The sequence below is a fragment of the Bacillus sp. JK106 genome (assembly GCF_053663355.1).
In genome coordinates, this window is record NZ_JBSJQC010000004.1 from 70,394 (window position 1) to 84,461 (window position 14,068).

Annotated in this window: 14 protein-coding genes and 1 other annotated feature; of the genes, 10 read left to right on the plus strand and 4 right to left on the minus strand. The window is 47.1% G+C overall.

Annotation, left to right across the window (positions count from 1 at the left end; genetic code table 11):
• Window positions 1–51 precede the first annotated feature (51 nt).
• Both ACWJJS_RS15700 and ACWJJS_RS15705 read right to left on the minus strand, forming a co-directional pair.
• The gene (locus tag ACWJJS_RS15700) at window positions 52–1,488 is read right to left on the minus strand and encodes an alanine/glycine:cation symporter family protein (protein WP_014304265.1); all 1,437 of its coding nucleotides are present in this window, start codon (window positions 1,486–1,488) and stop codon (window positions 52–54) included.
• 24 nt (window positions 1,489–1,512) lie between these two features.
• Window positions 1,513–2,496, minus strand: coding sequence for a glutaminase (locus ACWJJS_RS15705; protein WP_017419333.1), 984 nt, complete (start codon window positions 2,494–2,496; stop codon window positions 1,513–1,515).
• A 243-nt stretch (window positions 2,497–2,739) separates the two neighbouring features.
• Here ACWJJS_RS15705 and ACWJJS_RS15710 point away from each other — a divergent pair, with 243 nt between their 5' ends.
• The 4 genes from ACWJJS_RS15710 to ACWJJS_RS15725 all read left to right on the plus strand — a co-directional run bounded on the left by ACWJJS_RS15710 (window position 2,740) and on the right by ACWJJS_RS15725 (window position 6,750).
• Window positions 2,740–4,032, plus strand: a complete 1,293-nt coding sequence (locus ACWJJS_RS15710) for a sensor histidine kinase (protein ID WP_301952243.1) — start codon at window positions 2,740–2,742, stop codon at window positions 4,030–4,032.
• Window position 4,033: 1 nt separating this feature from the next.
• Window positions 4,034–4,981 (plus strand): DNA-binding domain-containing protein, encoded by a 948-nt coding sequence (locus ACWJJS_RS15715; protein ID WP_060386739.1) that lies wholly within the window; start codon window positions 4,034–4,036, stop codon window positions 4,979–4,981.
• Window positions 4,982–5,277: 296 nt separating this feature from the next.
• Window positions 5,278–6,198 (plus strand): macrolide 2'-phosphotransferase, encoded by a 921-nt coding sequence (locus tag ACWJJS_RS15720; protein WP_077721744.1) that lies wholly within the window; start codon window positions 5,278–5,280, stop codon window positions 6,196–6,198.
• A 48-nt stretch (window positions 6,199–6,246) separates the two neighbouring features.
• Window positions 6,247–6,497: a binding site (T-box leader), on the plus strand.
• An 88-nt stretch (window positions 6,498–6,585) separates the two neighbouring features.
• Window positions 6,586–6,750, plus strand: coding sequence for a tryptophan RNA-binding attenuator protein inhibitory protein (locus ACWJJS_RS15725; RefSeq protein ID WP_015388747.1), 165 nt, complete (start codon window positions 6,586–6,588; stop codon window positions 6,748–6,750).
• Between the two features lie 79 nt (window positions 6,751–6,829).
• Here ACWJJS_RS15725 and ACWJJS_RS15730 read toward each other — a convergent pair whose 3' ends face one another.
• Window positions 6,830–7,723 carry a cation diffusion facilitator family transporter gene (locus ACWJJS_RS15730; protein WP_058906537.1) on the minus strand — a complete coding sequence of 298 codons (894 nt, stop codon included), beginning with the start codon at window positions 7,721–7,723 and terminating at the stop codon, window positions 6,830–6,832.
• Between the two features lie 397 nt (window positions 7,724–8,120).
• On the opposite strand from ACWJJS_RS15730, the gene ACWJJS_RS15735 reads away from it, so the two are divergent.
• From ACWJJS_RS15735 to ACWJJS_RS15750, 4 genes are all read left to right on the plus strand, one after another.
• Entirely contained in the window at window positions 8,121–8,741 is a 621-nt protein-coding gene (locus tag ACWJJS_RS15735) for a nitroreductase family protein (RefSeq protein WP_454023694.1), read from the plus strand.
• A gap of 24 nt (window positions 8,742–8,765) precedes the next feature.
• On the plus strand, window positions 8,766–9,704 hold the full coding sequence (locus ACWJJS_RS15740; RefSeq protein ID WP_060657916.1) for a ring-cleaving dioxygenase: 939 nt from the start codon (window positions 8,766–8,768) through the stop codon (window positions 9,702–9,704).
• 135 nt (window positions 9,705–9,839) lie between these two features.
• A complete protein-coding gene (locus ACWJJS_RS15745) occupies window positions 9,840–10,229 on the plus strand; it encodes a DoxX family protein (RefSeq protein ID WP_454023695.1) in 390 nt (129 codons plus the stop codon).
• Between the two features lie 179 nt (window positions 10,230–10,408).
• Window positions 10,409–10,747, plus strand: coding sequence for a thioredoxin family protein (locus ACWJJS_RS15750; protein ID WP_071392173.1), 339 nt, complete (start codon window positions 10,409–10,411; stop codon window positions 10,745–10,747).
• Window positions 10,748–11,085: 338 nt separating this feature from the next.
• Here ACWJJS_RS15750 and ACWJJS_RS15755 read toward each other — a convergent pair whose 3' ends face one another.
• A complete protein-coding gene (locus ACWJJS_RS15755; RefSeq protein WP_003156684.1) occupies window positions 11,086–11,469 on the minus strand; it encodes a DUF2512 family protein in 384 nt (127 codons plus the stop codon).
• Between the two features lie 153 nt (window positions 11,470–11,622).
• Here ACWJJS_RS15755 and ACWJJS_RS15760 point away from each other — a divergent pair, with 153 nt between their 5' ends.
• Window positions 11,623–12,051 (plus strand): cell wall hydrolase, encoded by a 429-nt coding sequence (locus ACWJJS_RS15760; RefSeq protein WP_003156683.1) that lies wholly within the window; start codon window positions 11,623–11,625, stop codon window positions 12,049–12,051.
• 263 nt (window positions 12,052–12,314) lie between these two features.
• Window positions 12,315–14,066: an alkaline phosphatase D family protein gene (locus ACWJJS_RS15765; RefSeq protein WP_043866804.1), complete on the plus strand. Its 1,752-nt coding sequence runs from the start codon at window positions 12,315–12,317 to the stop codon at window positions 14,064–14,066.
• The last annotated feature ends 2 nt before the right edge of the window (window positions 14,067–14,068 follow it).

Sequence of the window (14,068 nt, forward strand, 5' to 3'; positions counted from 1 at the left end):
AATGAACCGGCGGAAAAAAGGTGTTCAGGACGCTGCCCGAACACCTTTTGTTTAGGAAATGTTTTTGCCTTTCGCGCTTTTCGCGATATCTGAATACTCCCAGCATTCGATCCCGTCATCATCAGGGAGCACATCTCTGTAAAAGACGGGGTCCTTTCCGGCTTTCTTTTGCCGGGCATAATCGCTCAAAGCGGCAAACGCTTTTTTCGACAGAAGGAAAATCGCGATTAAGTTCACGACCACCATTAAACCCATGAACAAGTCAGCCATATCCCACACAAGCTGGACTTTGGAAATACAGCCGAACAGTACCATTCCGAGCACGCAGATGCGGTAAATGAACAGCCATTTTTTGTTCTGGCTTAAAAATCCGATATTGGTTTCTCCGTAATAATAGTTGCCCATCAGAGCGCTGAAGCCGAACAAAAGCATTAAGACGGCAAGGAAACCTGACGCCCACGCGCCGACATGATCGCTCAAGGCGGCCTGAGAAAGCGCGATGCCGCTCAGTCCCGGCTGGTGATAAGCGTCTGAAAATAAAATGATAAGCGCCGTGCTTGTACAAATGACGAGCGTATCCGTCAGGACGCCGAATGCCTGAATGAGCCCCTGTTTCACCGGGTGGCTCGTCGTAGCTGTCGCCGCCGCGTTCGGAGCGCTTCCCATACCCGCTTCATTTGAGAAAATCCCGCGTCTTACACCTTGCATCAAGGCCGCACCTAAAGCGCCGCCCGCTGCCTGATCAATGCCGAACGCATTTTTTACGATTAGCGACAGAACGCCGGGCAATTGGGTGATGTTCGTCAGAATGACAAAGAAAGCGACACCGATATATAAAACGGCCAAGACGACTACGATGTATTCCGCCATTTTCGCAATTCGTTTGACGCCGCCGAAGATTACGCCGCCGAAAACCAAGATTAAAATAATGCCCAATGTAAGCCGGCTGGTGCCGAATGCGTTTTGAAAGGCGACGCTGATCGTATTGGATTGAACGGAATTAAAAACAACCCCGAATGACAGTGTGATTAATACGGCGAACAGCGCGCCCATCCAGCGTTTCTTCAGGCCTTTTTCCATGTAATAGGCAGGTCCGCCGCGGAATCCGTTTTGATCTTTTACTTTATAAATTTGGGCCAGCGTGCTTTCAACAAAGCTTGAAGCCGAACCGATGACTGCGATAATCCACATCCAGAAAATAGCGCCCGGACCGCCGAGTGCGATCGCAATGGCGATTCCGGTAATATTCCCTGTTCCGACACGCGCCGCCATACTGATGCAAAATGCCTGAAACGGGGAAATGCTGTTTTTTGTCCGGGCGGCCGCGCCTTCCTTCAAAACCCGGATCATTTCCTTCAGCATGCGGACTTGCAGACCCTTTGATCTGAACGTAAAAAACAGTCCCAGAGAAAGAAGCAGTACGATTAACAGTTTTGACCATAAAAAATCATTTGCCGAGCCGATTACATTTTCAAGGAATTCCTGCATCCAATCACCTCTTGGTTCGTTTGATTAAAAAATACTGAGCTCCCACTCCTGTGCGATATGTTTCAGCAGCATGCCGCCGGTCAGGCTGTTGCCGTATTCATCAATGGCCGGACCGTAAATGCCGATGCCGCAGCCGTTATGAAAAGGCTGCTCTCTTCTGGCGCTTGGGGGAACCAATGCCATGATGCCGCCGGATACCCCGCTTTTGGCCGGGACGCCGACGAAAGCCGCATATTTGCCTGACGCATTGTACATCCCGCACGTCAGCATCAGGGCTTTGGCGAGTTTCGCGACATCTTTCGGAATGACCTGTTCCCGTCGGATCGGATGGTAGCCATCATGGGCAAGTATCAATCCGATTAAAGCGATGTCCTCGGTTGTACTCTCCATGGCGCACTGCTTTAAATACACTTCAAGCGTTTCTTCCACATCCGCCTCGAGAAAGTTCGTTTCTTTTAAATAGTAGGCGAGCGCTCGGTTCCGATGCGCGGTCTGCCATTCAGAACGGAAGACCTCCTCGTGAATGTGAGGCCGTTTTCCTATTAATTTTTCAAAAACGGAAAAGAGATATTCTAATTTATTATGCGCCGTTTCACCCGGAAGCAGCGAGGCGACGGTAATGGCGCCGGCATTGATCATCGGGTTGAAGGGCTTCCCGGGTTTATGGATTTCAAGCCGGATGATAGAATTAAACGCATCACCTGTCGGCTCCACGTCCACACGATCGAGCACATAAGGAATGCCTCTGGACATGCAGGCGGCAATAAAGCTGATGACTTTTGAGATGCTCTGCAATGTGAACGGGACATTCCATTCACCGGCATGAATCATTGAGCCATCCGGCTCTAATATGCAAATGCCCAGCTGAGAGTCGTTGATTTCTCCGAGGGCGGGTATATAATTTGCGCTTTTTCCATTGACGGAAAACGGTCGGTAATGCTCGACCCAATCTTGTAAAAGTGAAGCCAGTTCCTCTTTTTCAAGGCGCTCTCTGACCATATCTTTCATAACATTCCTCCTCTATTGCAAGCCTGTCCGAAGCGGAAACCGGTCTTGGAAAACGTTTTCAAAAATAGCGTGTTCCATGTTAATGTATAATGACATCTACAGAATCATACAAAATACGACAAAATCATTCTTAAAATAAGCCGATAGATTTATAAATCAGCCGGAGTGTCCCGCCATTCGGGTCTAAAGAAATTTGCGGACTGTATCGGTCTTGTTCAAAATAGACAGAAGAAGGAAGTGATTATGATCAGGCTCGACTATTTACTGAAAAAAGACGGCTATCTTTTCGCCCTTATGCTGATCACCGTGCCGCTGGCGGGGGAACTGAAATTTTACCCCCTGAATGAGGTATATCGGATCAGCTTCGGCGCCCCGGCTTTTTTCTTTTTTCTGCTGCTGCTTCGGCATGTGCCGGCGGTATTGTCAGGGCTGTTGACAGGTGCAGCCGTTGTGGCATTCCGAATCGGCCTGGCTTGCTGGGGAGGAGAGCATGCCGGATTTACGGCGGCTTTTTTCAGCCAATATCCCAGTTTCTTTTTTTACTTTACATATGCCTGCTTGTTTTATGTGCTGAAGGTCAGGCTTTTTTGGGATCGGCCGCTCATGATCGGGTTTCTCGGTTTTCTCATTGAAATGGCGTCCGATGCCGTTGAAATGACGGTTCAGTTTTCCGGCGGCAAGCAGATTATGATCCCGGACAAGCTGGCGGATATCGCGGTTATCGCTGTTTCTCACACATTTATTGTGCTGAGTTTTTTCAACGTGATGAAGCTGCACGAATCTCAGGTCAGGGAAAAACAAACGAGAAAGCAGCATGAGCACATGCTGATGATTGTATCTAACTTATATGAAGAAACGATTCATTTGAAAAAAACGTTAAAAACGACGGAGCATGTGACGAAAGAATCCTATCAGCTGTATCGGGAAATGAGCGGGAACGACCGGGAGCTCGGGAGCCGAATGCTGCGCCTTGCGGGAGAAATTCATGAAGTGAAAAAAGACAATCAGCGAATATTCGCCGGCCTGTCGAAGCTGATTTCAAATGAGAGATTCCGGGATTACATGAAGGCCGCCGATCTGGTCGGCCTCGTTATCCGCATCAATGAAAAATACGCCGAATCTTTAGGCAAAGACATTCAATTCAAAAGCGTGATTGAAGGAGAACACCCCGATTATCACGTCTTTACCGTCCTGTCGATCTTAAATAACCTGACCGCCAATGCCGTCGAAGCCATGGGTGACAGGGGTGAGATCCGCCTCGCGCTGCGCAGGGCTGAGGGAGAGATGGCTGAATTTGAGGCGGAAGATGACGGTCCCGGCATTCCGGAAAAAATCGGAGAGGTCGTTTATGATCCCGGTTTTACGTCCAAATACGATGAATTCGGCACACCTTCAACGGGCATCGGGCTTTCATACGTGAAGGAAATCGTAACCGAACTTGACGGAGACATTTCCTTTCATAACAAGCCAAAAGGCGTCATATTTACGATTAAGCTGCCGGTGAAGCATTTGATTGCAGAAAGGATGAACTCATAATATGCGTTTTTTTATAGCTGATGATGACCGGGCGATCCGTTCCATTTTAAAACAGATGATTGAGGACGAGGACTTAGGCGAAGTCGTCGGTGAGGCAGAGGATGGAAGCCAGATTGAAGGGCATTATCTCCATTTCAAACAAGTCGATATTTTATTAATTGATCTGCTGATGCCGGGCCGGGACGGGATTGAGACGATACGGCATCTTCAGGGGGCGTACAACGGAAAAGCGGTGATGATATCGCAGGTGGAGGCAAAGGAAATGGTGGGAGAAGCTTATTCTCTCGGCATCGAATACTTTATCCATAAACCGATCAACAAAATCGAGATCGTCACCGTTTTGCGAAAAGTAAAAGAGCGGATTGAACTGGAAACCTCGATCGGCGACATCCAACACTCGTTAAGCCGTCTTATTCAGCGGAATGAGCCGAAAAAAAGCGGGCCGGGGGGGATGCACGAGAAATCAATCAAAGAAACAGGAAAATTTCTTTTATCGGAATTAGGCATCGTGGGAGAAAGCGGGGCGCATGACCTCATGGCCGTCCTTCACTATTTATTTGAGGATGAACAGGCGGAAAGAAACATCCCGTCTTTAAAGCAGATGTTTACAAACGCCGCCATTCGGAAGCTGGGGCCTGCGGCGGCACAAGCCGAGGTTAACAGAGAAATCAAAGCCTCGGAACAGCGGATCAGAAGGGCCGTCATTCATTCGTTAAACCATTTCGCTTCATTGGGCACAACTGATTTTTCAAACCCCAAATTTGAATATTACGCCTCGAAATTCTTTGATTTCCCCGCTGTCAGCAAGAGAATGAAAGAAATGCAGGCTAAGGAAACCGTGCCGCTTTCTCCGGTTAAAGTGAATATGAAAAAATTCATTCACGTCTTTTTTTTGGAGGCGAAAGATTTACGCGAAGGATCAAAATTTGTCAGCGGAGGCAGCCGGTAAGCTGATAAATAGGGTTTACGTATATAAGGTTTTTGTGTAAAATAATGTTAACTAAGAAGGAACGGAGGGATCCTGATGGCTGATCAAATTCCGGTTTTCGCACTAATGAAATAGTGTCAAAGTCTCTGCCTTGAGCGCGGAGGAAACCGGGATTGTCTGCCTGAATAAGGAACCTGACAGTAATAGTGAGGGGGCGGCGATTATGCCGCCCTCTTTTTGGCGTCTTCACATATCTCTTTCTCCTCCGTCTAAAGGCGAAGCTCTGTGTCAGTAAATAAGGGAAATGGGGAAACGAAATGACAAAACAAAGGGAAATAGAATCCGTTCTGAACATCGCAAAGGAAAATGGCTTACGGTTAAAATATGAAGGGGCGGACATAAATGAAACGGGTATGGACTTCCAAGTCGTATTTGCTGAAGATGACAGCGGCGTGACATGGGTGCTCCGAAAGCCGCGCCGTCCCGATGTTATCGAAAGAGCAGCTGCAGAAAGCGATGTTCTCGCGTTTCTCCGCAGCCATGCCGCTGTATCAGTCCCCGATTGGCGGATTCATACACCGGAACTGATCGCTTATCCGAAACTGGACGGAATACCGGCTGCCGCAATTGATCTGGATAAGAAACAGTATGTCTGGAATATGGAACACGAGCCGCCTTCAGACGGTTTTGTCGGCTCGCTTGCCGCAGCATTAGCCGGGCTGCACGGGGCAGACCCGGATACGGCCTCCAGATCCGGAATTGAAATCATAAAACCGGATGACGTCAGGCAAAGGGCGGCGGAATCAATGGATCATATAAAAAAAGAAATCGGGGTTTCAGAACAGCTTTGGAAAAGATGGCAAACGTGGATAAATGACAGCTCGTACTGGCCTGATTTTTCCGCGCTGATCCATGGCGACTTGCATCCTCCGCATATTTTGATCGGCGAAAATCAGCGTGTGACGGGTCTCCTCGATTGGACGGAGGCAAAGGTTGCCGATCCGGCCAAGGATTTTGTCCTTTATCAAGTGATATTAGGAGAAAAAGAAACAAAACGGCTGATGAAGAGCTACGAAGCTGAGGGCGGGCGCGTCTGGCCGAAAATGCAGGAGCATGTGACAGAATGGCAGGCCGCTTACCCTGTGGAAACGGCGAAGTTCGCGCTTCAGACGGGGCAAGAGGAGCATATGCAAATGGCGCGGGACATGCTCGGCCTGTCCGATCCGAAAGGTTATTGACTTCCGCCGGATGACAGCGTATGATACATTTTAAAATCATAGAACGGATGAACAATGCTGAGGAAGAGTAAGTACGCATCAGCGCGCGGGGTTCAGAGAGTCGGTGGCCGCTGTGAACCGATCCCCGTCCGGTGCCGAATGGGCTTCTGAATTGCTGCGCTGAAATGACAGTAGGCGGTGCCGGGATTCTTTCCCCGTTATCAAGAAAGGAGTATTGAAACCCTGAGTTTCTGTACTTTTTGAGAGAATGGCTTTTCAGCCGTTAATAAAGGTGGCACCGCGAAAACCTCGTCCTTTGATGGACGGGGTTTTTTTGCGTTGTTAAGGAGGTGATGGCCATGGAAAGTGACTGGAGACGGACAGACAATCAAAAAAGGAGGGATATTCATGGTGATCGCAACCGACGATCTTGAGCTCACGTGTCCGCATTGTGAAGGAACCGGCGAGGAGAAAGAAGGGACGCCCTGTCCGAAGTGCGGCGCGAAGGGCGTCATATTGACCGCTCAAGGAAACACGCTGCTGCATTTTATCAGAAAGCATATGGATCAGTGAAATCAAACGAATATGTAAAGAAACAGCACAAAACAAAAAAGCTTGTAGAAAAACATCGTTTTCTCTACAAGCTGCTTTTTCATTCTTCAAAATAAGGATTCACATGGATGAGCACTTCTTCAACATCTGAAAAGTGTCTTTTGATTTCATTTCGGATTTCCCGGGCTATATCGTGTCCCTGCTTAATCGTCAAATCATGATCCAAAGATAACCGGACATCAAGCAATTTATAGTGGCCGTGTTCTCTCGCTCGGATTTTATCGAGCCGTTTGACTTGAGGACAATGCAAAATAACCGCTTTATATTCCTCTATCAGTTCGGGATCGACACTTTTTTCCATGAGAACATCAACAGACGGCCTGATTAATTCCATTGAAATCTTAAAAATGAGGTACGCCACGATGACACTGGCAATCGCATCGGCGTACAACAGATAGGACCATCCGCGTGTGTTCCCGATAATCGCCAATAGGACGCCGATAAAAGCGGCAAGAGAGGCAACGATATCGCCTTTATGATCGTATGCAATCGCTATAATCGCTTTACTGTTCCATTTTTCCCCTTGTTTGATCGAATAACGATATAAGATCTGCTTAGCCACGTAGGATATCAGAGCCGCAAACAATGCGCTGTATTGCGGGATGCTTGGACCTTCAACAAAGGACGAAATCGCTTCTATCAGAATATACACGGAAACGAGCACTAATATGATTCCTACAATCGCTTCGCTGATGACCTCAGCTTTGCCATGCCCGAAAGGATGGTCTTGATCGGGCGGCTTATTAGAAATACCGATGACGGCCAGGACAGCAATTGAAGCCACGACATCCGCTGCAGAATGTATACCGTCGGCAAAAACTGCTTCACTATCGCCTATCAGTCCAAAAAAGATCTTTCCTGCCATTAAGATCAGATTGGCTATCAATGCAATCAAAGCAACTTTTTTGCTTATTTGTTCTCTTTCACTTGTCATTTTTTCCTCCTATAAAACTGCACAAAAAAATAGGAGCGCTTTTGATTCGCTCTCCGTATCCTTTCTTGTGTAATCACTTTGCTTATCATATCAATTCAGTTTCGAGTGGGTCTATAGCAAGGTTGTTTCCTGTTTACTAATAAATAAGGTGACAGAAAAAAAGTTGGAGCAGGGCTAAATAGTACATAAACAAAATTGCGCTGAATTTAAAAATGAACTGTTGACATTTGAGTATTTATCTTTTATTATTATCTTGAATTCAAGATATTTTAATTCGAGATAATTTAATTAGAGTGCAGGATAAGAACCTGCCGATCGTTTCGTTTTTTGATCATATGCTATTTGATTTTTTATACCATAATATCTCGAATTCGAGATAAAGGGGAGTGCGAGAGAAATGGCTGAATTTGTACAGCTGGTGAATGAAAGAAGATCTGCAAGCAACTTTCTTCCAGAACATCCAATCACAAGAGATGAGCTCAACGAAATGTTTGAATTGGTTGCGTTGGCTCCATCAGCTTTTAATTTGCAGCATACAAAATATGTGACGGTTCTTGACCCGGAGGTAAAAGAAAAGCTGAAGCAGGCCGCAAACGGACAATATAAAGTGTTCAGCTCATCAGCGGTTCTTTTGGTTTTAGGGGATAAGCAGGCATATCAGCAAGCGGCTGACATCTATGAAGGGTTGAAGGTGCTGGGGGTATTAAGTAAACAAGAGTATGATCACATGGTTCAAAACACCGTTTCGTTTTATGAAAACAGGGGAGAACCGTTTAAGAGAGATGAGGCGATAAGAAATGCTTCACTTTCTGCGATGATGTTTATGCTGACTGCTAAGGAAAAAGGCTGGGACACCTGTCCGATGATAGGGTTTGATACTGAAGCCGTGAAACAGATTTTGAATATAGATGATCAATTTGAGGTCGTCATGATGATTACAATCGGGAAAGAAAAAATAGAAAGCAGAAGGCCGCGCGGCTACCGAAAGCCTGTGAATGAGTTTGTGGAATATATTTAAATATTTGTAAAGGAGCGCATAGAAATGGCTAAAAAAACGATGGGAATCCATCATATTACAGCAATTGTCGGCCACCCTCAAGAGAATGCTGATTTCTACGCTGGAGTGCTGGGGCTGCGATTGGTCAAGCAAACGGTCAATTTTGATGATCCGGGTACGTATCACCTTTATTTTGGGGATGAAGGCGGGAAGCCGGGAACAATCATCACATTCTTTCCGTGGGCGGATGCCCGTCAAGGCGTCATTGGAGACGGACAGGTTGGCGTGACATCTTACGTCGTGCCGAGAGGTGCCATGGCATTTTGGGAAAAGAGACTTGAAAAGTTCAACGTGCCATACACAAAAATCGAGCGTTTTGGAGAACAATATATAGAATTTGATGATCCGCATGGCCTGCATTTAGAAATCGTGGAAAGAGAAGCAGGGGAGGCCAATACGTGGACTTTCGGAGATGTAACCCCGGATGTTGCCATTAAAGGCTTTGGCGGTGCAACCCTGTTATCAGCACAGCCTGAAAAAACAGGTGAACTGCTGGAAAACATCATGGGGCTTGAGCGAGTCGGCAAGGAAGGAGACTTCGTTCGTTATCGTTCTGCCGGTGATATCGGGAATGTGATTGATCTTAAATTAACGCCGATCGGCCGCGGACAAATGGGTGTCGGCACAGTGCATCACATCGCTTGGCGGGCTCAGGATGACGAAGATCAATTAGATTGGCAAAGATTCATTGCTGCGCACGGATATGGTGTGACTCCTGTTCAGGATAGAAACTATTTTAATGCGGTTTACTTCAGAGAACATGGGGAAATCTTATTTGAGATCGCAACTGATCCGCCGGGCTTTGCACATGATGAATCACAAGAAACAATGGGCGGAAAATTGATGCTCCCTGAGCAGTATGAACCGCACCGGGCACAAATTGAACAAGGGCTGCTGCCGTTTGAAGTAAGGGAACTAGATTAGTCTTAATGACTGCTGACGCATGAAGAAAAAGAAAGAGACATACATTTAACAGATGTTTGCTGGAAGCGACTGTTGGTAAACAAGCTGCCTGCCTTGCAGCACATCATATAATATGAAAAATAAGGAGAGATAAAAATGGAAGATGCAGGACTATTACTTATTCGAATCATGATTGGTGTGGTGTTTCTGTTTTATGGATCACAAAAATTATTCGGCTGGTTTGGCGGATACGGGATTAAAGGAACCGGACAATGGTTCGAGTCAATTGGAGTTAAACCAGGCAATGCCGCGGCCGCTTTATCAGGTCTCGGGGAACTCGCAAGCGGAATTTTATTTATTTTAGGTGTATTCCTCCCGCTTGGAGCTGCTCTCATAACGATCATTATGTTAGGTGCCATTGTAAAAGTTCATGGAGCGAAAGGGTTTGCGAACGGTGCCGGCGGTTTTGAATATAACGTGGTGCTGATTGCCGTCTCCATCGGAGTTGCACTCATCGGTTCAGGGGCGTACGCTTTGCATTTTTAATATAAGTATCTAAGAACAGTTACTGAAAAGCGGTAACTGTTCTTTTATTTTTCAAGCACGACGTTAAGGTGCTCTGAATCGCAAAAAAGAGGATATGATCAATATAAATGTGTATAGTGAATGTACGAGTATTGATGAGCTTGGTCATGAAAGACGAGCCGATTTGAAGGAGGGTTTTGATGAAAGAGCTGACAGACTTACATTCATTAGATTCTATCGAGAATTTTATTAAGCAGCATCAATTCAGTTTTATCTACATTTCAAGACCTGCCTGTACAGTATGTCACGCTGTTCTGCCGCAGCTCAGAAACGTATTGGATCAGTTTCCGAATATCAAATTGGGGCATACCAACGCTGACGAGGTAGAAGAGGTTGCCGGCAGGTTTTCAGTCTTCACTGTCCCCGTGCTTCTTTTGTTCATTGATGGGACTGAGTTTCTGAGAGAAGCCCGCTTTGTTCATTTTGAACAGCTCGAAGAAAGGCTGAAAAGGGTTTATCAGTTATATCAAGATGTATAAAGTGTTTATACTTTACAAATAAAAAGCACCCCTTTAAGGGGCTCAGGCTGTCGAGGAAATCTCGACAGCCTTTATTTTTCCCTTAAAATATCCATTCCCCTGTCATAAAATAAAAGACCCGCACAAGAGACGCTTCTCAAAACACAGCCGAATTCGTTCTGTTTGACCAACTCGTCGAAGAGGATCACCTGCTTCGAAAAATTGATAAATACATAGATGTCCTTTTTCTGTACCTGAAATCAAATGAATATGTAAAGAAACAGCACAAAACAAAAAAGCTTGCAGAAAAAACATCATTTTCTCTACAAGCTGAAGGCCGTTATCCGGCCTTTTTTACATTATTCGGACCGGGGTTCTAAAAAACGGGACCCGCCCAAGTCTTTTCTCATCAGATAGATATGGAAAAAATATTCTCCGACGGCGATGATCACGGCGGAAATTAGAGCGGCAAACGCCAGTCTTCCTCCGGAAATGCCCATGGACAGCGGCATTCCCATCAGCCAGACAACAAGAAACGCGATTCCGAAATCAGCGGACGCCGCCGTGATATTATTCCATCTCGGAAGCACATACAGGTCGCCCGTAAAGTAGGAAACGGCTCCCAGCACAATGGTCATCAGCAGCACGTCACCGAATGTAAAGCGAAAACCTAAGCCGAGTATCAGATACAGAATAATGATGGTCATAATGCCTTTAATGGCAAGCGCTTTAATGTGTTCCATGCGAATTCCTCCTTATGGAAATCATGTTAGTATGTTTCCTCATAACGTGAAATATAAACCCTTTTTTCGTGAACATTTGTTTTCTGGCTTTTGGCTGTCATCACTGGGCCGCGGCTGAATATGATGAAAGGAGAAAATACGGGAGGTGTCATGATGGCAGTCGTAAAAGCGTCGAGCGCCGATGTCGATCTAATGGCAAGGCTGCTCAGGGCGGAAGCGGAAGGCGAAGGGAAGCAGGGAATGCTTTTGGTCGGCAATGTGGGAATCAATCGGGTGCGGGCGAATTGTTCTGATTTTAAAGGCCTGCGCACCATCAGGCAGATGGTGTTTCAGCCGCACGCGTTTGAAGCGGTGACTCACGGATACTTTTACCAGAGACCGCGTGAATCCGAGCGGAGGCTTGCCCGCAGGAACATTAACGGAGAACGGTTTTGGCCGGCTAAGTTCAGTCTGTGGTACTTTAAGCCGCCGGGCAACTGCCCGCAGACTTGGTATGGCCAGCCGTTTGTCGCCAGATTCAGATCCCACTGCTTCTATCAGCCGACAGGTGAGACGTGCGAAAACGTATACAATACATTTTAATCCCGGGGGCACCGTTCTTAAAATGAACGGTGTTTTTTTAATGTTTTGTGAAGAAAAATAGGAAAAAAGTGCGCTTGACGGATGACAAGCCAAAAAGAAACAGAGGGGGTTTTCTTCCGGCGGGGCAAGGTTTGTCGAAACAATGTGAAAAATGTCTCCCGCCGTCCATTTTTCAGCCTTACAAACCCTTCACACTTCTTCATAGCGGTTTAACATTTCTTTTTTATAATAAGGGCGATCAATGAGACGAAAGGGGAACTGACATGACACATGACGGCCGTTTAGATGAATGGATCAAGGAATTGGAGAACAAAAGCTTTCAGAACAATACGTTTGACCGCCGTGCATTTATACAGGGCGCCGGGAAAATCGCCGGTCTTTCCCTTGGGTTAGCGATCGCGCAATCCATCGGCGCGTTTGAAGTGAATGCCGCTCCAAAATTTTCAAACTATCCGTTCACCCTCGGCGTAGCTTCCGGCGACCCGCTGTCTGACAGCGTCATTCTCTGGACGCGTCTTGCCCCTGACCCGCTGAATGGGGGCGGCATGCCGAAGCAGGCCGTGCCGGTAAAATGGGAAATCGCCGCAGATGAACATTTCCGTCACATCGTCAAACGCGGAACGGAAATGGCCAAGCCGAATCTCGGACACTCCGTCCATGTCGAGGCGGACGGGCTCAAGCCCAATAAAGTGTACTATTACCGGTTTAAAAGCGGGCATGAGCTCAGCCCCGTCGGCCGGACGAAAACGCTGCCCGCTCCCGGCGCTGACGTATCCGCCATGACGTTTGCATTTGCCTCATGCCAGCAGTATGAACACGGCTATTATACGGCGTATAAACATATGGCGAAGGAAAAGCTTGATCTCGTATTCCATCTCGGAGATTACATTTATGAATACGGACCGAACGAATATGTATCAAAAACGGGAAATGTCAGGACGCACAGCAGCGCCGAAGTGTACACACTGTCAGATTACCGCAACCGTCACGCCCAATACCGCTCTGATGCCAATCTGAAAGCCGCCCACGCCGCATTTCCGTGGGTCGTGACGTGGGACGATCATGAGGTGGAAAACAATTATGCCAATGTTATCCCTGAAAAAGGCCAATCCGTTGAAGCGTTTGTGCTCAGGAGGGCCGCAGCTTATCAGGCTTATTATGAACACATGCCGCTCAGGCGCATGTCATTGCCGAACGGTCCTGATATGCGGCTGTACAGGCAATTTTCTTATGGCAATTTAGCATCGTTCAATGTGCTTGATACGAGACAGTACAGAGATGATCAGGCCAACGGCGACGGGAATAAGCCGCCTTCTGATGAGTGGAGAGACCCGAAGCGCACATTGATGGGGACAGAGCAGGAGCAATGGCTCTTCGAAAATTTAGCCGCCTCAAAAGCGAAGTGGAATGTGCTGGCGCAGCAAATCTTTTTTGCGCAATGGAATTTCGGAACAACCGCCAATCCGATATACAGCATGGATTCATGGGACGGCTACCCGGCTCAGCGGGAGCGGGTCATCAATTTTATAAAAAGCAAAAACCTGAACAATGTCATCGTGCTGACGGGTGATGTTCATGCAAGCTGGGCGTCAAACCTGCATACCGATTTTAATCAAACGAATTCAAAAATTTTCGGAGCCGAATTCGTCGGGACTTCCATTACATCTGGAGGAAACGGGGCGGATAAACGGGCCGATACGGATCAGATCTTAAAACAAAACCCGCATATTAAGTTTTTCAACGATTACCGCGGCTATGTCCGCTGTACGGTGACTCCTGCCCAATGGAGAGCGGATTACAGAGTGGTGCCGTACGTGACGGAGCCGGGGGCTGAGGTATCCACGCGGGCTTCATTCATTTATCAGAAAGACCAGACGGGGATTCGGAAGGTCTCTCAAGCGGCGGTTGCAGGTGGTTTAAAGCAGTCAAACGAGGTGGAAGAGGATCGTTTCTTCGCCCATAACAATGCGCATGAAAAGCAAATGAGAAAGAAACGGGCCAAAATCTCACAATAAGG